Source organism: Streptomyces sp. Ag109_G2-15 (assembly GCF_900215565.1).
Classification (GTDB): Bacteria; Actinomycetota; Actinomycetes; order Streptomycetales; family Streptomycetaceae; genus Streptomyces; species Streptomyces diastatochromogenes.
In genome coordinates, this window is sequence record NZ_OCNI01000001.1 from 1157314 (window position 1) to 1175528 (window position 18215).

Annotated in this window: 15 protein-coding genes, 3 pseudogenes and 1 riboswitch; of the genes and pseudogenes, 9 read left to right on the forward strand and 9 right to left on the reverse strand. The window is 70.2% G+C overall.

Translation table 11 applies throughout. The annotated features are described in order from the left end of the window. Positions 1 to 26 precede the first annotated feature (26 nt). From CRP49_RS04825 to CRP49_RS04845, 5 genes are all read right to left on the reverse strand, one after another. The gene (locus tag CRP49_RS04825; RefSeq protein WP_097252297.1) at positions 27 to 1796 is read right to left on the reverse strand and encodes an ABC transporter substrate-binding protein; all 1770 of its coding nucleotides are present in this window, start codon (positions 1794 to 1796) and stop codon (positions 27 to 29) included. Between the two features lie 34 nt (positions 1797 to 1830). Then, positions 1831 to 2829, reverse strand: a complete 999-nt coding sequence (locus tag CRP49_RS04830) for an ABC transporter permease (RefSeq protein ID WP_097252298.1) — start codon at positions 2827 to 2829, stop codon at positions 1831 to 1833. A 351-nt stretch (positions 2830 to 3180) separates the two neighbouring features. After that, complete coding sequence (locus tag CRP49_RS04835) at positions 3181 to 3972, reverse strand: enhanced serine sensitivity protein SseB C-terminal domain-containing protein (RefSeq protein ID WP_373560385.1); 792 nt, start codon at positions 3970 to 3972, stop codon at positions 3181 to 3183. Between the two features lie 191 nt (positions 3973 to 4163). Then, positions 4164 to 4955, reverse strand: coding sequence for an enhanced serine sensitivity protein SseB (locus tag CRP49_RS04840; RefSeq protein WP_097252300.1), 792 nt, complete (start codon positions 4953 to 4955; stop codon positions 4164 to 4166). A gap of 73 nt (positions 4956 to 5028) precedes the next feature. Then, entirely contained in the window at positions 5029 to 5694 is a 666-nt protein-coding gene (locus CRP49_RS04845; protein ID WP_097252301.1) for an AAA family ATPase, read from the reverse strand. Between the two features lie 178 nt (positions 5695 to 5872). After that, positions 5873 to 5973: riboswitch (glycine riboswitch) on the forward strand. A 151-nt stretch (positions 5974 to 6124) separates the two neighbouring features. On the opposite strand from CRP49_RS04845, the gene gcvT reads away from it, so the two are divergent. The 6 genes and pseudogenes from gcvT to CRP49_RS47705 all read left to right on the forward strand — a co-directional run. Further along, positions 6125 to 7243: a glycine cleavage system aminomethyltransferase GcvT gene (gene gcvT, locus CRP49_RS04850; RefSeq protein ID WP_097252302.1), complete on the forward strand. Its 1119-nt coding sequence runs from the start codon at positions 6125 to 6127 to the stop codon at positions 7241 to 7243. Positions 7244 to 7359: 116 nt separating this feature from the next. After that, positions 7360 to 7737 (forward strand): glycine cleavage system protein GcvH, encoded by a 378-nt coding sequence (gcvH, locus tag CRP49_RS04855; protein WP_094220633.1) that lies wholly within the window; start codon positions 7360 to 7362, stop codon positions 7735 to 7737. 14 nt (positions 7738 to 7751) lie between these two features. Further along, complete coding sequence (gene glyA, locus CRP49_RS04860; protein ID WP_097252303.1) at positions 7752 to 9017, forward strand: serine hydroxymethyltransferase; 1266 nt, start codon at positions 7752 to 7754, stop codon at positions 9015 to 9017. Positions 9018 to 9100: 83 nt separating this feature from the next. Continuing rightward, positions 9101 to 10468 (forward strand): L-serine ammonia-lyase, encoded by a 1368-nt coding sequence (locus CRP49_RS04865; RefSeq protein ID WP_097252304.1) that lies wholly within the window; start codon positions 9101 to 9103, stop codon positions 10466 to 10468. Positions 10469 to 10712: 244 nt separating this feature from the next. Continuing rightward, positions 10713 to 10880, forward strand: coding sequence for a hypothetical protein (locus tag CRP49_RS49060; RefSeq protein WP_180360519.1), 168 nt, complete (start codon positions 10713 to 10715; stop codon positions 10878 to 10880). Then, positions 10877 to 11017, forward strand: a pseudogene (locus CRP49_RS47705) (DNA-binding protein); the annotation flags it as partial. The gene CRP49_RS49060 and the pseudogene CRP49_RS47705, both read left to right, overlap by 4 nt. A 407-nt stretch (positions 11018 to 11424) precedes the next feature. On the opposite strand, the pseudogene CRP49_RS04885 reads toward CRP49_RS47705, so the two are convergent. The 3 genes and pseudogenes from CRP49_RS04885 to CRP49_RS04895 all read right to left on the reverse strand — a co-directional run. Continuing rightward, a pseudogene (locus CRP49_RS04885) lies at positions 11425 to 11811 on the reverse strand (sigma-70 family RNA polymerase sigma factor); the annotation flags it as partial. 7 nt (positions 11812 to 11818) lie between these two features. Further along, a pseudogene (locus tag CRP49_RS04890) lies at positions 11819 to 12175 on the reverse strand (deoxyribodipyrimidine photo-lyase); the annotation flags it as partial. Positions 12176 to 12248: 73 nt separating this feature from the next. After that, positions 12249 to 13730 carry an SDR family oxidoreductase gene (locus tag CRP49_RS04895; RefSeq protein WP_257033647.1) on the reverse strand — a complete coding sequence of 494 codons (1482 nt, stop codon included), beginning with the start codon at positions 13728 to 13730 and terminating at the stop codon, positions 12249 to 12251. Between the two features lie 264 nt (positions 13731 to 13994). Between CRP49_RS04895 and CRP49_RS04900 the strand changes: the two genes are divergently transcribed. The 3 genes from CRP49_RS04900 (at position 13995) to CRP49_RS04910 (ending at position 17494) form a co-directional block, all read left to right on the forward strand. Continuing rightward, on the forward strand, positions 13995 to 15548 hold the full coding sequence (locus CRP49_RS04900) for a bifunctional phosphatase PAP2/diacylglycerol kinase family protein (protein ID WP_097252307.1): 1554 nt from the start codon (positions 13995 to 13997) through the stop codon (positions 15546 to 15548). A gap of 239 nt (positions 15549 to 15787) precedes the next feature. Further along, the gene (locus tag CRP49_RS04905) at positions 15788 to 16819 is read left to right on the forward strand and encodes a phosphatidylinositol-specific phospholipase C domain-containing protein (RefSeq protein ID WP_179851499.1); all 1032 of its coding nucleotides are present in this window, start codon (positions 15788 to 15790) and stop codon (positions 16817 to 16819) included. A gap of 117 nt (positions 16820 to 16936) precedes the next feature. Next, positions 16937 to 17494, forward strand: a complete 558-nt coding sequence (locus tag CRP49_RS04910) for a GH25 family lysozyme (protein WP_097252308.1) — start codon at positions 16937 to 16939, stop codon at positions 17492 to 17494. An 8-nt stretch (positions 17495 to 17502) separates the two neighbouring features. On the opposite strand, the gene CRP49_RS04915 is transcribed toward CRP49_RS04910, so the two are convergent. After that, on the reverse strand, positions 17503 to 18165 hold the full coding sequence (locus tag CRP49_RS04915; protein ID WP_097252309.1) for an NADPH-dependent F420 reductase: 663 nt from the start codon (positions 18163 to 18165) through the stop codon (positions 17503 to 17505). Between the last annotated feature and the right edge of the window lie 50 nt (positions 18166 to 18215).

The following is an 18215-nucleotide window of genomic DNA, read 5'->3' on the forward strand; positions in this document are numbered from 1 at the left end:
ATGCCTTCACCTGCCTTCCGGGGCTGCTACTTCGACGCGACGCCGATGTTGAGGTAGTCGTACTGACCGCTGAAGGCCGCCGTGGAAACCAGGTTGGTGGCGTTCGGGCGGGCCAGCAGGACCTTGAAGTAGGTCAGCGGGACGATCACCGCGTCGTCCATGGTCTTCTGGTCGATCTGGGTGTAGAGGCTGTTGCGCTCAGCGTTGTCCTGAGTTCCGATCGCCTTCTCCAGAAGGGAGTTGACGTCCTTGTTGTCGTACTGCGACAGGTTCATGTTGCCGGACTGGCTGATCGCCTTGCCGTTCAGGATCTGCTGCAGGAAGCCGTAGCCGGACGGCCAGTCGGCACCCCACTGGACCATGATCAGACCGATGTTCTGCTTCTCGGTGAACTTCGGCACACCCGCGTAGTCGGTGAAGTACTTGCCCGACGGGTACGTCTTGAGGGTGGCGTTGATGCCGACCTTCTTCAGCGAGTTGATGATCGCCGTGGCGGCGTCGACCTCCTGCGGACGGTCGGAGCGCGCCGTGATGTTGGTGTTGATCGACGTCTTGCCGCAGGCCTTCAGCTGCGCCTTGGCCTTGGCCACGTCGCCCTTGTTGCCCTTGGAGGCGTAGACGTCCGCCTTGGCGTAGCCCGGGATGTCCGGCGGGAGGACGGTGGAGGCGATGTCACCGCGGATCGGGCCGCCCTCGGCGGTCTGCACCGAGACCTTGTCGATCGCGTACTCCACGGCCTTGCGGCACTCGACCTTGTCGAACGGCGCGACCTTGGAGTTGACCGCCATGTAGACCAGACGGCCACCGTAGGTGTTGTCCGTGTTGGCCTTCTTCGAGGCGTCGGTGAGCAGCTGCGCCTGGGTCGCGGTCTGGACACCGGTGCCGCCGAGGTCGATCGCGTCGCCCGCGAGGACGTCCTTGTCGATCGTGTCCGGGTTGACCTTCAGGTTGACGACGATCTTGTCCGGCAGCTGCTTGCGCAGCGGGTCGGTCTTCGCGTCCCAGTTCTCGTTGCGGACGAGGACGACCTGCTTGCCCTCGTCGTAGCTCTGGAACTTGTACGAGCCCGAGGACACGATGTTCTTGACGTAGTCGACGCCCTTGTCCTTGGACTGGGGCACCGGAGCCGTCTGCGGGGCCGCGACCAGGTAGTCGAACTCCTGGAAGGCCTGCTTCAGGTGGAAGACGATCGTGGTGTCGTCCGGCGTCGCGATGGACGCCAGGCCCTTGGCGCTCTTGTCCTTGTAGGGGCCCTTGTACTTGTCGCCGCCGACCAGGAACTGCTGGAAGTAGTTCGGGCCGAGGGAGAGCACGTCACGCGCGAAGTTGGAGCGCTCGACGGCGTACTTGACGTCCTTGGACGTGATCGCCGTGCCGTCCTGGTACTTCAGGCCCGAACGCAGCTTGTACGTCCAGGTCTTGCCGCCGTCGCTCGACACACCCTTGCTCGCGGCGAGGTCCGGGACGAGGGTGTTGCCCTTCTGCCCGGCGCCGGGCGCGAAGGTCATCAGCGGGCGGGCGTACAGCCGGCTGATGTTGTACATGTACGCGTAGTACGTGTTGCCGGGGTCGAACGAGTCCGGCACGTCGGACAGCTCGTAGGTGAGCGTGCCGCCCTTCTTGTCGGAGGCGTTGACGACACCCTGGGTCGCGGCGTTGGCCCCGGCGGACTTGGTGTCCTTCTCGTTCTTGTTGTCATCGGCCTTGCTGCAGCCGGCAAGAAGCAGGCTGGCGGAGCCGATGGCCGCGATCGCGGCCAGCGCTGACCTTCGCATGATGGGCGCTTTCCCCTCCATAGTCGGAAACTTGTTGGGCTCTCAGTGGCAGGCGTCAGCGGCTGCGCGGGTCGAGAGCATCGCGGAGACCGTCACCGAGCAGGTTGAACGCCAGGACGGTCACGAAGATGGCGAGACCGGGCACGATCATGTACTGGGGATCGACCTGGTAGTAGGTGACCGCTTCGCGGAGCATGCCGCCCCAGGACGCCTGCGGGGGCTGGATGCCGACGCCGAGGAAGCTCAGGGACGCCTCGAAGAGGATGTTGGTCGGGATCAGCAGCGTCGAGTAGACGATGATCGGGCCGACCAGGTTGGGCATCAGCTCCCGGAACAGGATGTACGGGCCCTTGGCACCCATGCCGCGGGAGGCGTCGACGAACTCGCGCTCACGCAGGGCGAGGGTCTGGCCGCGCACGATCCGGCCCAGGTAGGGCCAGTTGAAGAAGCCGATGACGAAGATGAGCACGCTCAGGTGGAGCGGCAGTCCGTTGAGGCCGAACGCGCCGCCCTGCAGCGTGGCGGAGATGGCGATCGCGAACAGCAGGAGGGGGAAGGCGAGGAAGATGTCCATCATCCGGCTGATGATCGAGTCGACCCGGCCGCCGTAGTAGCCCGCGACGACACCCATGATCGCGCCGATCACGTTGGACAGGATCGTGGCGCAGAAGGCGACCACCAGCGACACCCAGGAGCCCTCCAGGATGCGGGTGGCGATGTCCCGGCCGAACTTCGGGTCCACGCCGAGCGGGTGATCCAGGCTCATCCCGCCCCAGCCGCCCTTGGGCAGCGTGGTGTCGGAGGTGATCAGGTCCTGGTGGAAGGCGTTGGGGTCGAGTCCGAACAGGGCCTGGATGGGGCGGGAGAGGATCGCGAGGGCGATCAGCAGGATGACGATGACTCCGCCGGCCACCGCGACCCGGTCCTTCTTGAAGCGGGACCAGGCGATCTGTCCAAGGGAACGACCCTCGATCTGCCCCTTACCGGCACCCTCCAGCACAGCTTCCGGCTGTGCTTCGGCTGCCGACCCGGTGGTCTCGATCGGTGCGGTCACAGTGACCCGACCCCTCTCGCCGGTGGTGACCGGCCTGCGCCTGCCGCGGTTTGCGGCTTTGTCGACTTGCACTCAGACACATGGTCTCGACCTCGTGTCTGAATCCGGAGTCTTCAGCGTGGCCGCGATCACCCGCCAGAGTTGACGGAGAAAGTATGCGCAACCGTGATGCTGTCCTGGGGATTCCGTTATCCGATCAGTGGGTAACGGCCACCGGACAGGGGACACTTGGGACAGAACGGCAATTCTGCGCGGTTCGGAAGGATCGGCGCTCTTCTACGCGCGCAGAAGTGTCCAGAGACGGTAAATTCTGCAACCCGGTCCAAGAACGGGCCCGCGCGGGCCCGTTGATCAGTAGCCGCCGTGCACCGGAGGCGGGTAGCCGTAGCCGGCGGCCGGGGAGCCGGTGGGCGGGGCCTGCAACTGCGGCTGGGGCGGGGGCGGGGCCGCGTGGGCCTCGCGGTCGTAGAACGGACGGGCGCTGGCCCGCATCCACATCACGACCGGGTCGTAGTCGTCGGTCATCGCGACCGTCGACACCGGCAGCCCGTCCGGGACCGCGCCGACCGACTGCTGCATCATCGCCCGCACCGAGTCCACCGCGGCCGGCGAGGTGTCGTACACGTCCAGGCCGATGGCGAGGTACGGCGCCCCGAGCGCGGGCTGGACCCAGGCGCGGCGCAGCGAGCGCAGGGCCGGGGTGCGGTGGGCGTTCTGCGCGAGCAGGGCGTAGAACTGCGGGATCTCGATGCCGGGTTCGGACAGGCGCAGCGGGCCGGCGGGCTGGCGGTCCAGGCCGGTGGCGATGCGGCGCAGATCCAGCCAGGGGATGCCGACGCCGCCGCCCGGGGCGTGCGGGTTGAGCCAGAGGCCGAAGTGGTCGGGGTAGAGGGTGCGGGCCACGTCCAGGCCGTCGACCACTTCATAGGAGCGGTTCCAGCCGCTCGCCGAGAGCTCCTGGGCGGAGGTCACACAGGGGGCGTAGCTGAAGCCGTCGACCTCCATGTTTCCGTACTGGGCGTCGGGCGAGCCGGCCTGGCCGTGCCACAGCAGCATCCAGATCTGGCCGGAGGAGGGGGTGGCGAGGGCGCGCAGCAGTGCCTCGTAGGCGTCGTAGCGCCCGGGGGTGACCTGGCGCAGCATGTGCTCGACGCTGCCGCTTGGGCTCGCGCTCACCTGTCTTGCCCTTCTTTGAAGTGGCCCGCGTGTGGAGACAGCTTAAGCGCCCACTGGGTCGGGGCCTTGTGTTCGGGCGCGCTGCGGGTGCGTGGTGGCTGGTCGCGCCCCGCGGCGGAGCCGCATATCGGATACAGCCCCGCGCCCCTTGGGTACGTTCAGTGCCCGTACTGATAGAAGGGGCGCACGTTTGTCTTCAGCCAGTCGCCTACCGGGTCCTCGGCCACGTCGAGGAGGACCAGGTTGACCGGCCACTTGACCGGGACTTTGCCGAGGGCCTTGCCGAGGGCCTCCAGGGGCAGGGCGCGCAGGTCGCCTTCCCACTGGGAGAGTTCCACGCCGACGAACATCACGGGGTCGGCCGTCTCTATGGCGGCGAGGCAGCGGCGGGCGGTGAGGACCACGCCGGTCGCGGCGAACTCGGCGGAGGCGGCGGCCAGGAAGTCGACCGGGTCGTCCTGCCAGTCGGGCTCGAAGAGGCGGACCCGGCCGCCGGAGTTGGGGCCGTCCAGCGGGGTGCGGCCCGCGCGGCACAGGTCGGCCACCGCCTCGGGCGGGAGCGGTATGCCGACCACGCCGCCCGGGTTGACGGCGATGCCGACCTGCGGGGGCAGGCCGCGGGCGAACTCCACCGCCGGGGCGATGGTGTACGACATATGGGAGCCGGTCGCCTGGTGGAGCTGTTCCTCGGAGCTGAAGACCGGGACGTACACCTGGCCCTCGATGTCCATCGTGGGCAGGTCCAGCGGACCGCTCTGCGGGCCGCCGCCGCTCGGCAGCGGGATCCAGAAGAAGCTCCGGCCCAGCACCTCGATGATCCGGCCGCCCGCGGAGGGTATGCCGAGGGAGGCCGAGAGCACCTCCTCCAGCTCGTTGCCGGGCCAACCGCCGTGCGGGTGGGGGTGCGCCTGTGCCGGGAAGTCCGCGGGAATGTCCGCCGGGAAGTCCATCTGCCTACCGCCTGCTGGGAACCATGCTGTGGATCAGAAGGCTAGCGGGTGCCTGTGACAGTGGCCGGGCCGATCAGCCCGAGAAGGCTATGCGGTGCAGGACGTCCGCCGCGTCCCGGTCCAGCAGCACCGCCGAGCCGCAGCCGGCGGGCAGCTCGCCGTGCTCCACCGCGCGCAGCAGCCGGGCGGTCGTACGGCGGTGGCGGCCGAAGGCGTACCGGGACACGCCGCGGCCGCGCTCGCGCTGGCCCTCGCGGGCGGTGCCGGGGGTGACGTCGAGGAGGAGCAGGTGCAGGGTGCCGCCGCGGCGGCGGGCCTCGCGGGTGAGCCAGGCACGCACCCAGGGCTGGGTGCCGCAGTCGTGCACGACGACTCCCTCGCCGGTGCGCAGGGCGCGGCGCAGTCCGGCGTAGTGGGCGAGGCGGACCAGGGGGCGGTAGAGCGCGTAGGGGAGGAAGCGGGGCGCGCGGGCGTCCCAGCGGTCGCGGGTGTCCTGGGAGTCGATGCGGTGACCGGGGACCGCGCGCCGCATCAGGGTGGACTTGCCGCTGCCGGGCAGGCCGGTGATCACCACCAGGTCGGCGGGCCCGAAGAGCAGGGCGCGCGGACTGCGCCCGCCGCGCTCGCGCAGGTCGCGCACGACCGGGGCCGGGCGGTCGGCGCAGCGCTCGCGGGCCGGGGCGGAGGGCTGCTTCGGCACCGCGATGCCGGTGGCGGCGTAGGCAGTGGTCCTGTTCACCGTGATCGTCCTCCCCTGTGGGCCTCAGTCATCTCTTGCCCATCGAATGTAAAGAGAAGGTAATGCGCCGTGTCCAGTGGTTCGGTGCGCGTACTGCCACAGGTCGGTTACAGATGCGGCCCTGACGGGTGAGGGTGCGGCGTGCAATGATGTGCCCGCCAACTGCATACCGGCCGTTTGAATCCGCGCGGGAGAGTCCCCAGCAGCAGCCTTCGCTGGGGCGCCGAAGGAGCAAGTCCCTCCCTTGAATCTCTCAGGCCCCGTTACCGCGCGGGCGAGGCACATCTGAAAAGCGGGCCGCTGTGTCAGTGGCTCCACCCAAGGTGCAAGCCGTGATCGTCCCTGTGGCGGTCTCGGCGAACCTCTCAGGTTCCGATGACAGATGGGGAGGAACGACCTCGCCCGTCATGCCCTGGGAGACGACCGCCCGATGAGCAGTACCGAACTCCGTCACACCGCGCTGGACGCACTCCATCGCTCGCTCGGTGCGACGATGACCGACTTCGCCGGCTGGGACATGCCCCTGCGCTACGGCTCCGAGCGCGACGAGCACGTCGCGGTGCGCACGAAGGCCGGCCTCTTCGACCTCTCCCACATGGGCGAGATCACCGTGACCGGCCCCGAGGCGGCCGCCCTCCTGAACTTCGCCCTGGTCGGCAACATCGCCTCCGTCGGCGTCGGCCGCGCCCGCTACACCATGATCTGCCAGGCCGACGGCGGCATCCTGGACGACCTGATCGTCTACCGCCTCGCCGAAGCCGAGTACATGGTCGTGGCCAACGCCTCCAACGCCCAGGTGGTGCTGGACGCGCTGACCGAGCGCGCCGCCGGCTTCGACGCCGAGGTGCGCGACGACCGTGACGCGTACGCGCTGATCGCGGTCCAGGGCCCGGAGTCCCCCGGCATCCTCAAGTCCCTCACGGACGCCGACCTGGACGGCCTGAAGTACTACGCGGGTCTGCCCGGCACGGTCGCCGGTGTCCCCGCCCTGATCGCCCGCACCGGCTACACCGGCGAGGACGGCTTCGAGCTGTTCGTGAAGCCCGAGCACGCCGTGGAGCTGTGGCAGGCGCTGACCAAGGCCGGCGAGGGCGTCGGCCTGGTGCCCTGCGGCCTGTCCTGCCGGGACACCCTGCGCCTGGAGGCGGGCATGCCGCTGTACGGGCACGAGCTGAGCACGTCCCTGACGCCGTTCGACGCCGGGCTCGGCCGGGTGGTGAAGTTCGAGAAGGAGGGCGACTTCGTGGGCCGCGAGGCGCTCACCGACGCCGCCGCCAAGGCCGAGGAGAACCCGCCGCGGGTGCTCGTCGGTCTGATCGCCGAGGGCCGCCGGGTGCCGCGCGCCGGGTACGCCGTCGTCGCGGGCGGCGAGGTGATCGGCGAGGTCACCTCCGGCGCCCCCTCCCCCACCCTGGGCAAGCCGATCGCCATGGCGTACGTCGACGCGGCGCACGCGGCGCCGGGCGCCGAGGGCGTCGGTGTGGACATCCGGGGGAGCCACGAGCCGTACGAGGTCGTGGCGCTGCCGTTCTACAAGCGCCAGAAGTAGACACTGGGCGCGGTCCGTACCGAGAACGTGACCCTGCGCACACTTCCCCTGCTCACCAGCAGTTCCAGTAGTCCCCCATTCATCAGCACTCCCGCGCGTACAGGAGAATTCAGGCCATGAGCAACCCCCAGCAGCTGCGCTACAGCAAGGAGCACGAGTGGCTGTCGGGCGCCGAGGACGGCGTCTCGACGGTCGGCATCACGGAGCACGCGGCCAACGCGCTCGGCGATGTCGTCTTCGTCCAGCTCCCGGAGGTCGGTGACACGGTGACCGCGGGCGAGTCCTGCGGCGAACTGGAGTCGACCAAGTCGGTCAGCGACCTGTACGCCCCCGTGACCGGTGAGATCACCGCCGTCAACCAGGACGTCGTCGACGACCCGTCGCTGGTGAACTCGGCCCCCTTCGAGGGCGGCTGGCTGTTCAAGGTACGCATCACGGACGAGCCGGCCGACCTGCTCTCCGCCGACGAGTACACCGCCTTCACCGCCGGCTGAGGAGTCGTAGCCGTATGACTGTCCTGAACACGTCCCTGCACGAGCTGGACCCGGAGATCGCCGCCGCGGTCGACGCCGAGCTGAACCGCCAGCAGTCGACCCTGGAGATGATCGCCTCCGAGAACTTCGCGCCGCTCGCGGTGATGGAGGCCCAGGGCTCGGTCCTGACCAACAAGTACGCCGAGGGCTACCCGGGCCGCCGCTACTACGGCGGCTGCGAGCACGTCGACGTCGCCGAGCAGATCGCCATCGACCGGATCAAGGAGCTGTTCGGCGCCGAGTACGCCAACGTGCAGCCCCACTCCGGCGCCTCCGCGAACCAGGCCGCGCTGTTCGCGCTGGCCCAGCCCGGGGACACCATCCTCGGCCTGGACCTGGCGCACGGCGGCCACCTGACCCACGGGATGCGGCTGAACTTCTCCGGCAAGCAGTTCAACGTGGTCGCCTACCACGTGGACGTCGAGACCGGCCTGGTCGACATGGCCGAGGTCGAGCGCCTGGCCAAGGAGCACCGCCCGAAGGTGATCATCGCGGGCTGGTCGGCGTACCCGCGTCAGCTGGACTTCGCCGAGTTCCGCCGGATCGCCGACGAGGTCGAGGCGTACCTGTGGGTCGACATGGCGCACTTCGCGGGCCTGGTCGCCGCGGGTCTGCACCCGAACCCGGTCGAGTACGCGGACGTCGTCACCTCCACCACCCACAAGACGCTGGGCGGCCCGCGCGGCGGCATCATCCTCGCGAAGAAGGACTTCGCGAAGAAGCTGAACTCGTCCGTCTTCCCGGGCTTCCAGGGCGGCCCCCTGGAGCACGTGATCGCGGCCAAGGCGGTCTCCTTCAAGGTCGCCGCCTCGGAGGACTTCAAGGAGCGCCAGCGCCGTACGGTGGAGGGTGCGCGGATCCTCGCCGAGCGGCTGACCTCGGCCGACGCCCGCGAGGCCGGCGTGAACGTGCTCTCCGGCGGCACGGACGTGCACCTGATCCTGGTCGACCTGCGCGAGTCCGCGCTCGACGGCCAGCAGGCCGAGGACCGTCTCCACGAGGTCGGCATCACGGTCAACCGCAACGCCGTCCCGAACGACCCGCGCCCCCCGATGGTCACCTCGGGTCTGCGGATCGGCACGCCCGCCCTGGCGACCCGCGGCTTCACGGCCGAGGACTTCGCCGAGGTCGCGGACGTGATCGCCGAGGCGCTGAAGCCGTCGTACGACGCGGAAGGCCTGAAGGCCCGGGTCAAGGCCCTGGCCGACAAGCACCCGCTGTACCCCGGTCTGAACAAGTAGTTCCTTTTCGAGCGGTGCCCCACACACTGGAAGGTGAGTGGGGCACCCTCCCCCCGCACCACCCCCGCATTGAGGAGTTCCCCGTGGCCATCTCGGTCTTCGACCTGTTCTCGATCGGCATCGGCCCGTCCAGCTCCCACACGGTCGGCCCGATGCGCGCGGCGCGCATGTTCGCGCGGCGCCTGCGCAACGAAGGGGTGCTGGAATCCGTCACGTCCATACGCTCCGAGCTGTACGGCTCCCTCGGCGCGACCGGCCACGGCCACGGCACGCCCAAGGCGGTGCTGCTCGGCCTGGAGGGCGCCTCGCCGCGCACGGTGGACGTGGAGACGGCCGACGAGCGGGTGGAGGCGATCAAGGAGGCGGGCCGGATCTCGCTCCTCGGCGAGCACGAGATCCCCTTCTCCTACGACGACGACCTGATCCTGCACCGCCGCAAGGCGCTCCCCTACCACGCCAACGGCATGACGCTGTGGGCGTACGACGCCGCGGGCACGGAACTGGTCTCCAAGACGTACTACTCGGTCGGCGGCGGCTTCGTCGTGGACGAGGACGCGGTCGGCGCGGACCGCATCATGCTGGACGACACGGTCCTGAAGTACCCCTTCCGCACCGGCGACGAGCTGCTCCGCCTGACGAAGGAGACAGGCCTGTCGATCTCCTCCCTCATGCTGGAGAACGAGCGCGCCTGGCGCACCGAGGACGAGATCCGGGCGGGCCTGCTGGAGATCTGGCGGGTGATGCAGGCGTGCGTGTCGCGCGGCATGTCCCGTGAGGGCATCCTGCCGGGTGGCCTGAAGGTGAAGCGCAGGGCGGCCGTCACGGCCCGCCAGCTGCGCGCCGAGGGCGACTCGCTGGCGCACGCGATGGAGTGGATCACCCTCTACGCGATGGCGGTGAACGAGGAGAACGCGGCCGGCGGCCGCGTGGTCACGGCGCCCACGAACGGCGCCGCCGGCATCATCCCGGCCGTCCTCCACTACTACATCAACTTCATCCCCGGCGCCGACGAGGACGGCGTGGTGAGGTTCCTGCTGGCCGCGGGCGCCATCGGCATGCTCTTCAAGGAGAACGCGTCCATCTCCGGCGCCGAGGTCGGCTGCCAGGGCGAGGTCGGCTCCGCCTGCTCGATGGCCGCCGGCGCCCTCGCGGAGGTGCTCGGCGGTTCCCCCGAGCAGGTCGAGAACGCGGCCGAGATCGGCATGGAGCACAACCTCGGCCTCACCTGCGACCCGGTCGGCGGCCTGGTCCAGATCCCCTGCATCGAGCGCAACGGCATGGCCGCGGTGAAGGCGGTCACCGCCGCACGGATGGCGATGCGCGGCGACGGCTCGCACAAGGTGTCCCTGGACAAGGTCATCAAGACCATGAAGGACACGGGCGCGGACATGAGCGTCAAGTACAAGGAGACGGCTCGGGGTGGGCTGGCTGTGAACATCATCGAGTGCTGAGGGGATGGGTCCTGACCAGCGCGTTCGTGTCTTTCAGCGCGGTCAGAGCCTTCCCTGCTCATACGGAGGAAAGTCCCCGGAATGTCCCTGGGACAGGCTCAAAAGTCCCCGGGAAACGCTAGAAACGGCCGCTGACCTGGGGTTCGCCTACCCGGCTCCCGGCGAAGGCCCCGTCCGCCCGGTCTCTGTACCGCTTCACGAAGGCACCATCGCAGCCCTCAGAGCACGTACCGGCGAGCGAGGCATGTCCGCCTACGTCGAAGCCCTCATCCAGCGCCAGCCGGAGCGCGACCGGCTGCGCGAGCTCATCGAAGACGCGGAAGCCGAACACGGCCCCGTAAGCCAGACTGCGGTCGAGGCGAAGCGAGCCGTCTTGCGCGGTGACAGTGCAGGCTCGGCGGACGCCGCGTGAGCGGCACTCTCGGCCTGGACTGCGAGGGCCTGTCCAAACTCGTACGACGCGCACCCGAGCTCACCGAGTGGCCGGCCGCAGCCGAGGCGGAGGACGTCCGTGTCGTCACCAGCTCCGTCACCCTCGTCGATGCACGTGGCCGGCAAGCTCCTCGCCGCAGCCGGAAAGGCGACTCATAACCGCATGCGATAGTGGGTCACGATTCAGCCGCCGCCGACAACGTCAAGCAGGCCGGCGAGAAGGTCAAGGACGCCGGCAGGGACATCCTTGGCAACCCCTGACCGGCTTCCGCGAAGGCGAGCCGCGGCATCGGGCTGCAGCCCGCCTTCGCGTGCTTGGCTCACGCGGGCCCTGCCCCCCGCACGTGTGCCGGCCGGCAGCGGATGGGCCTTTCCCCCTGAGCGTGGAAACCTCGGAGACCGGACCTTGAGGGTCCAGAGGAAGAGATGTCACGCATGGGGATGAAGGTGTATTCGGCGGAGTTCAAGGCGGACGCTGTCGCGCTGTACCTGTCGGACCCGAAGAACACGTTCGAGGGCGTCGGCAAGGATCTGGGGATCAGCCGGGAGACGTGCATCCGGGAGACGCCCAGGCGTTCGCCGATCTGGGCCTGGGTGAGTTCCTCGACGAAGCGCCAGTGGATGATCTTGCGGTCGCGTTCGGTGAGTTCGGCGATCATCGGTGCGAGGGCGTGGAAGTCCTCTACCAGTTCCAGAGCCTCGTCCTTGTCGCCGATGAAGTCCGCCGGCGCAGCCTCGCCGTCCTCGCTGGCGTTGATCGCTGCGTCCAAGGAAGCCGACTTGTAGCCGTTGGAGGCCAGTTGAGCCTCGACGACCTCGTCCTCCGGCAGGCTCATCAGCTCGGACAGCTCTTTGGTCGTCGGTGTCCGCCCCAGTCGGGAGCGCAGTTCCTCATATGTGCGGGCGAGCTGCGGCGGCCTCGGACTCCAGGGCCCGCCGGAGCCAGCCCTCCCGGCGGGTGGCGAAGGCGCTGTGTGCCGCCGCCATGCACACCTCGCCGGCGTCCGCCTCCCGCACCGCGCGGCACACCTCCTCCACCAGGTCGCCGGAGCGGACCACGAGCCGTCCGCCGCGCTCGCGCAGGGAGGCGTCCAGGTCGGCCACGCAGTCGGCGAGGAAGGCGCTGCGGTTGGGCGTGGCGGACCCGGCGGCTTCGACGGCCGGGTCGCGCACGAAGAGCGGGACCGCCGCGTCGGCGGACTCCAGCGCCGCGTGCAGCGGCGGGTGGTCGTGCAGACGCAGGTCGGAGGTGGACAGGACGACCGAGACACGCATGGGCTTCACCTTCTCTCCACTGTCCCCCGGCGGCTCAGCGCTTCCGGGCACGGTACGGCCGGTCGTGAGGGGCTCAGCTGTGCGGGGGACGGTCGTGCTGGGCACGGGCGGCGGCGCGGACGATGTTGCGGGCCATGCCGCCGAAGACGATCGCGTGGAAGGGAGAGACGCTCCACCAGTACAGGTGGCCCAGCAGTCCGCGCGGGTGGAACAGCGCCCGCTGCCGGTATCGGACAGTTCCGTCATCGTTACCGTCCACTCGCATCTCCAGCCAGGCCAGGCCGGGCAGCCGCATCTCGGCGCGCAGCCGCAGCAGCCGGCCGCGTTCGATCTCCTCCACCCGCCAGAAGTCGAGCGAGTCACCGATCCGCAGCCGCCGGGCATCCCGCCGGCCCCGGCGCAGGCCGACGCCGCCGACGAGGCGGTCGAGCCAGCCGCGCACGGCCCAGGCCAGTGGAAAGGAGTACCAGCCGTTCTCGCCGCCGATGCCCTCGATGACCTGCCACAGCGCCTCCGGCGCCACGTCCGCCTCGCGTTCGCGGACATCGGCGTACAGGCTGCCGCCTGCCCAGTCCGGATCGGTCGGCAGCGGATCGCTGGGGACGCCCGGCACGGAAGCCGAGGACCAGCGTGTGGCGACCTGGGCTTCCCGGACGCGCTGCAACGCAAGGGTGACGGCTCGGTCGAAGCCGAGCGGATGGCCGGGCGGACTGGGCAGGTACCGCTCGATGTCCCGCTCCCGGCAGACCACTTCGTGGCGCAGGGACTCCGTGAGCGGGCGGGCGATCGAGGCCGGCACCGGGGTCACCAGGCCGACCCACTGGCTTGACAGACCGGGTGTGAGCACGGGCACGGGCACGATGAGTCGCCGGGGCAGCCCGGCGACGGCTGCGTACCGCTGCATCATCTCCCGGTAGGTGAGCACCTCCGGGCCGCCGATGTCGAAGGCACGGCTGACATCGGGGGGCAGAGTTGAGCAGCCCACCAGGACGCGCAGGACGTCCCGCACGGCGATGGGCTGGATGCGGGTGTGCACCCAGCGCGGGGTGACCATCACCGGCAGCCGCTCGGTGAGGTAGCGCAGCATCTCGAAACTGGCCGAACCGGATCCGATGACGACGGCTGCGCGCAGGACGGCGGTCGGCACACTCGAGTCGAGCAGGATGCGGCCCACCTCGGCGCGGGAACGCAGGTGGGGGGAGAGCTGCGACTCGGGAATCCCTTCCGGGGTCAGTCCGCCGAGGTAGACGAGGCGGCGGACGTCGGCCCGGCGGGCCTGCTCGCCGAAGACGCGGGCCGCGTCACGGTCGGTCCGTTCGAAGCCACGGCCGGTGCCGAGTGCGTGCACCAGGTAGTAGGCCACGTCCACGCCCTCCATCGCCCGTGCCACCGACGCGGCGTCGAGGACGTCGCCCTGGACGACCTCCACCCGGCCGGCCCACGGATGGTCGCGCAGCTTGCGCGGTGTGCGGGCCAGGCAGCGCACCCGGTACCCGGCGTCTAGCAGCTCGGGCACGAGCCGACCGCCGATATAGCCGCTCGCGCCGGTGACCAGACAGGTCGACGCCCCGTGAGCCGTCGCCCCGTCCCCGGTCGTCGTCCCGGCCTTCTCGTCCGCCACGGGTACCGTCCCGTCCTCGCTCGTGCGCCGGTGCGCCGCATCGCGCTCTCCCGGACTTCCACAGTGCAGGCGCCCGGCCGGTTGCGCCTTGTGCGCGCGGTGATCGGGTGGCGTCCGGCGCCACCGGGCGGGCGGACCGCCCGGCGCGACCGGAGCAGCCCATGGCATCACGCCGCACCCAGCGGGCACGCTGATCGCATGGCGTCCCGACCTCAGTACACCGCACGCGCGCTGCGCACCCTGCTCACACCGCCGCCCGCCGCCCGGGGCGGGGCCAGCTCCTCCCACGGCCCGGTCCGGACACTGCTGTCCCGTGCCGACCGGCGCCTCTTCGAGGAGGTCGCCGCCCGCCACTGGCCGCTCGCCGAGCAAGTGCTGCCCCGGCTGAGCCGCAGCGCCGACCACGGCCTGCTGTGGTTCGGGGTCGCGACCGGCATGGCCGCGCTCGGCGGGCGGACCAGGCGGCGGGTCGCCGTCCGCGCCGTCGCGTCGCTGGCCGTGGCCTCGGCCACCGTCAACACCTTGGCCAAACGGTCCGCGCGGCGCGCCCGTCCGCCGCTGGATGGCGTACCGGCGGTGCGGCACCTCACCCGCCTGCCCTTCACCGCCTCGTTTCCCTCCGGCCATGCCGCCTCGGCCGCCGCGTTCGCCTTCGGCGCCGGCCTGGAGTCCCGCCGCTGGGGCCTTGCCCTGGCTCCCCTGGCCTGCTCAGTGGCCTTTTCCCGCGTCTTCACCGGGGTGCACTACCCCGGCGACGTGCTCGCCGGCATGGCCCTCGGGGTGGGCGCGGCGTACGCGGTGCGCGGCATTGCTCCCACCCGGGAGCAACTGGGCCCGCAGGCCCGTCCGCGCACCGAGGCTCCGGCTCTGGCCGCCGGGCGCGGCCTGGTGGTCGTGGCCAACGCCGCGGCAGGCACAGGAGTCGAGGCGTTGCGGCAGGCGCGCGCCGCACTGCCGGAGGCGGAGTTCGTCACCGCGGAGCCCGACACCTCGCTGGAGGAGCTGTTCGAGCAGGCCGCCGGACGCGCCACCGCGCTGGGGGTGCTCGGCGGCGACGGCACGGTGAACGCTGCCGTCACCGCGGCCGTACGGCACGGGCTGCCGCTGGCGGTCCTGCCCGGCGGGACGCTCAACCACTTCGCCTACGACCTGGACCTGCACTCGGTCGAGGACGCGGCCGAGGCCATCACCGGCGGTCACGCGGTGAGCGTGGACGTGGCACGGTTCCGGCCCGGGCCGCACGGACGCGAGGCCTACTTCGTCAACACCTTCAGCATCGGCGCCTACACCGACCTGGTCAGAGTGCGGGAGAGGTGGTCGCCGCGTCTGGGCAGCGTGGCCGCAGGGGCGCTGGCGGTGCTGCACGTGCTGCGCACGGCGCGTCCTGTGGAGGCCGAGTTCGACGGGCGGCGGCGTCGCATGTGGCTGTTGTTCGCCGGCAACTGCACCTACCGTGGGCTTGGTCTGGCACCGGTACGCCGCCACGACCTGGCCGACGGACTGCTCGACGTCCGCGTCGTACAGTCCGGGCGCCTGGCCTGGCTGCGCCTGGTCGCCGCTGCCCTGTCCGGCACCCTGCGCCGTACCCCTGTGCTGTCCGCTCGGCGCGTCGAGCGTCTGCGCCTCACCGGCCTGGACGGCGCCACCCACGTGGCCTACGACGGTGAGACCGCCCCGGCGCCGCCCGCACTGCTGCTGGACAAGGCGCCGAGCGCGCTGACCGTGTACCGCCCGCTGCCCGAGGCGCCCTGATATCCGATGCCGAGCCGTCGCCCTTCCGCTGGTAGGGCCGGGGGCGGGCACACGGCTGGAGGTCGCGCGGGCCCCATGGCCTCCCACGGGTTCGGTCCGCCTCGACAACCGGCACAAGTACGGGGTCCGGCCGAAAGATCGGCCGGACCCCGTCATGATGTTCCCTCCGGGTCTACCGCACAGTAACCGCTTTCTCCTACGCTGCCGCCAACTCGGCGACAGCGAAGGGGAATTGACCCATGCGGGTTCTGGGGCGGACGGCGGCGCTCGTGGGCGCGGCGGCGATGTTGGTGGCGATACCGGGCAACGCCCGGGCGGCGTCGCCGAAGTTCTCCGAGACGACGACGATCGGCACGCACAACGCGTACGAGAAGGGCAAGTACACGTACTGGGCGCAGGCGTTGGACTCGGGGGCCTCGCTGCTGGAGCTGGACGTGTACGCGGACAGTGTGAGCAGGCGGTGGCGGGTGAGCCACGACAAGCCGCTGGCCAACGACAACAACTGCGAGTACGCGGACGAGCCGAGCGAGCTGTACAGCAAGGACCGCAACCAGGACCTCGGCAGCTGCCTGGACAACATGGCGGCCTGGAACCAGCTCCACCCGGACCACGCCCCGATCGTCGTCAAGGTCGAGATGAAGGTCGGCTTCAACAACGACGCCGGGCTGGGCCCCGACGAGTTCGACACCCTGGTGTCGAAGAAGCTGGGCAGCAGCGTCTACAAGCCGTCCGACCTGCTGGGCGGGACGTACTCCACGCTGGACGCCGCGGCGAAGGCGAACGCCTGGCCCACCCGTGACGCGCTCAAGGGCAAGTTCGTCTTCGAGCTGATCCCCGGCACGGTCGAGGAGAGCAACCCCCTCGACTCGTACTGGACGGACGAGGAGTACGGCGACCACCTGCGCGACCTGTACGCGGCGGGGAGGATCGGCGAGGCGCAGGCCTTCCCGGCCGTGCTCGGCGCCGCGAACGGCGACCCGCGCACCAGCCGTTACGACGCCTCGATCCGCCCCTGGTTCGTGTTCTTCGACGGTGACGCGGCGACATACGTGAACAGCGGCTACGACACGTCCTTCTACTCGACGAACCACTACATCCTGATCATGACGGACGCGTACGGCGTGTCCCCGGCGGTCTCCTCCACCAACCCGACGGACGCCGAGGTCGCCGCCCGGCTCGCCCTGCTGGCCAAGGACCACGCGAGCATCATCACCTCGGACTGGTCGGCCAAGTCGGCGTCGGTGCTGGGGTCGGTGGCGACGCGCGGCTGACATCGCGGCTGACATCGCGCCCGACATTTCGGGTGCACCGGCGGATCTCCCGTGCCAAGGTGGGGTGTACAAGCGTCAACTCCTGTCACCCCACTGACACTCAAGGGAGTCCCCCTCATGCTGCATGGCATCGACGTCAGCGCGTTCCAGTCGTCGTCGTACGACACGGACGGCCTCTCCTTCGTCTTCATCAAGGCGACGGAGGGGCGTTCGTACGTCAACCCGAGACTCGCGGCCCAGACCAAACACGGCCGTGACGCGGGACTCGTCGTCGGCTTCTACCACTTCCTGTGGCCGGGCCACGTCACCGCCCAGGCCGAGTACTTCGTCCGGCACGCCCCGGAGAAGGCGGGCGACCTGCTCGCCGTCGACTGGGAGACGACCAGCGACGGCACGCACGCCAGCAACGCGGAGAAGGACCTGTTCATCCGGACGGTGAAGGAACTCCGCCCCCACAACAAGGTGTTGCTCTACGCCAACCGGGAGTACTGGCTGAACGTGGACGTCACCTCATACGCCGGCGACGGCCTGTGGATCGCCGACTACGTGAGTGCGGGCCACCCCCGCATCAAGGCCAAGTGGCGCATCCACCAGTACAGCAGTGAGCCGCACGACAAGGACGTGGCCGCGTTCGCGGACCGGGACGCGCTGCGGGAGTGGGCCGCCGGGGACTGAGGCCGGAGTCAGCCGCGGAAGTCCGCCGACCGCTCCGGGGACGCCTCCGCCAGGGCCTTCTGTACGGCCTCCAGGCCCGCCTGCAGGCCGTACACCGGGGTGCCCGGCTGCTGGCGCCAGGAGTCGTCGAGGCCGCCCGCGTCGACCGTGTCGAAGCCCAGTTCGTCGATGAGGTCGCGGACGACCCGCTTGGCGGCCTGGTCGTCGCCGGCCACCGGCAGGGCCAGGCGCTCGGGGTCGCCGGCCGGGCGGGGGCGGTCCAGGATGTCCTGGGCGTAGGTGCCGTTGAAGGCCTTGATCACGGGGTGCCCGAGGTGCCGTTCGGTCCAGCGGCTCTCGGTCAGGCCCTCGTCCTCGATGCCGGCGATCCGGCCGTCGCGCTGCTGCGGGTAGTAGTTGTTGGTATCGATCACGGCGACGCCCTCGGCCGCGCCGTCCAGCAGGCCGGCGGGGAGGTCGGGGACCCTGTTCAGGGGGACGGTGACCACGACGACCTGGGCGCCCTTCGCGGCCTCCGTCGCCGGGACCGGGGTCGCGCCGGTCTCGGCGGCCAGCTCCTTCAGGGTCTCGGGGCCTCGGGAGTTGGCCACGGACACGTCGTGGCCGAGGGCGGTGAGCCGCCGGGTGAGGTTGCCGCCGATGTTGCCCGCGCCGATGATGCCGATCTTCATGACAGACCTTCCGATGATCGATGCATGTGCATGATTCGTCCGCGACAACC

What these genes read in the sequence shown, in the direction of transcription:
- CRP49_RS04825 (WP_097252297.1), bottom strand. Translation starts at nt 1,796, where the DNA reads ATGGAGGGGAAAGCGCCCATCATGCGAAGGTCAGCGCTGGCCGCGATC.
- CRP49_RS04835 (WP_373560385.1), bottom strand. Translation starts at nt 3,972, where the DNA reads ATGCTGCGCCAGGTCACCCCCGGGCGCTACGACGCCTACGAGGCACTG.
- CRP49_RS04840 (WP_097252300.1), bottom strand. Translation starts at nt 4,955, where the DNA reads ATGGACTTCCCGGCGGACATTCCCGCGGACTTCCCGGCACAGGCGCAC.
- gcvT (WP_097252302.1), top strand. Translation starts at nt 6,125, where the DNA reads ATGAGCAGTACCGAACTCCGTCACACCGCGCTGGACGCACTCCATCGC.
- gcvH (WP_094220633.1), top strand. Translation starts at nt 7,360, where the DNA reads ATGAGCAACCCCCAGCAGCTGCGCTACAGCAAGGAGCACGAGTGGCTG.
- glyA (WP_097252303.1), top strand. Translation starts at nt 7,752, where the DNA reads ATGACTGTCCTGAACACGTCCCTGCACGAGCTGGACCCGGAGATCGCC.
- CRP49_RS49060 (WP_180360519.1), top strand. Translation starts at nt 10,713, where the DNA reads ATGTCCGCCTACGTCGAAGCCCTCATCCAGCGCCAGCCGGAGCGCGAC.
- CRP49_RS04900 (WP_097252307.1), top strand. Translation starts at nt 13,995, where the DNA reads ATGGCGTCCCGACCTCAGTACACCGCACGCGCGCTGCGCACCCTGCTC.
- CRP49_RS04905 (WP_179851499.1), top strand. Translation starts at nt 15,788, where the DNA reads ATGCGGGTTCTGGGGCGGACGGCGGCGCTCGTGGGCGCGGCGGCGATG.
- CRP49_RS04910 (WP_097252308.1), top strand. Translation starts at nt 16,937, where the DNA reads ATGCTGCATGGCATCGACGTCAGCGCGTTCCAGTCGTCGTCGTACGAC.
- CRP49_RS04915 (WP_097252309.1), bottom strand. Translation starts at nt 18,165, where the DNA reads ATGAAGATCGGCATCATCGGCGCGGGCAACATCGGCGGCAACCTCACC.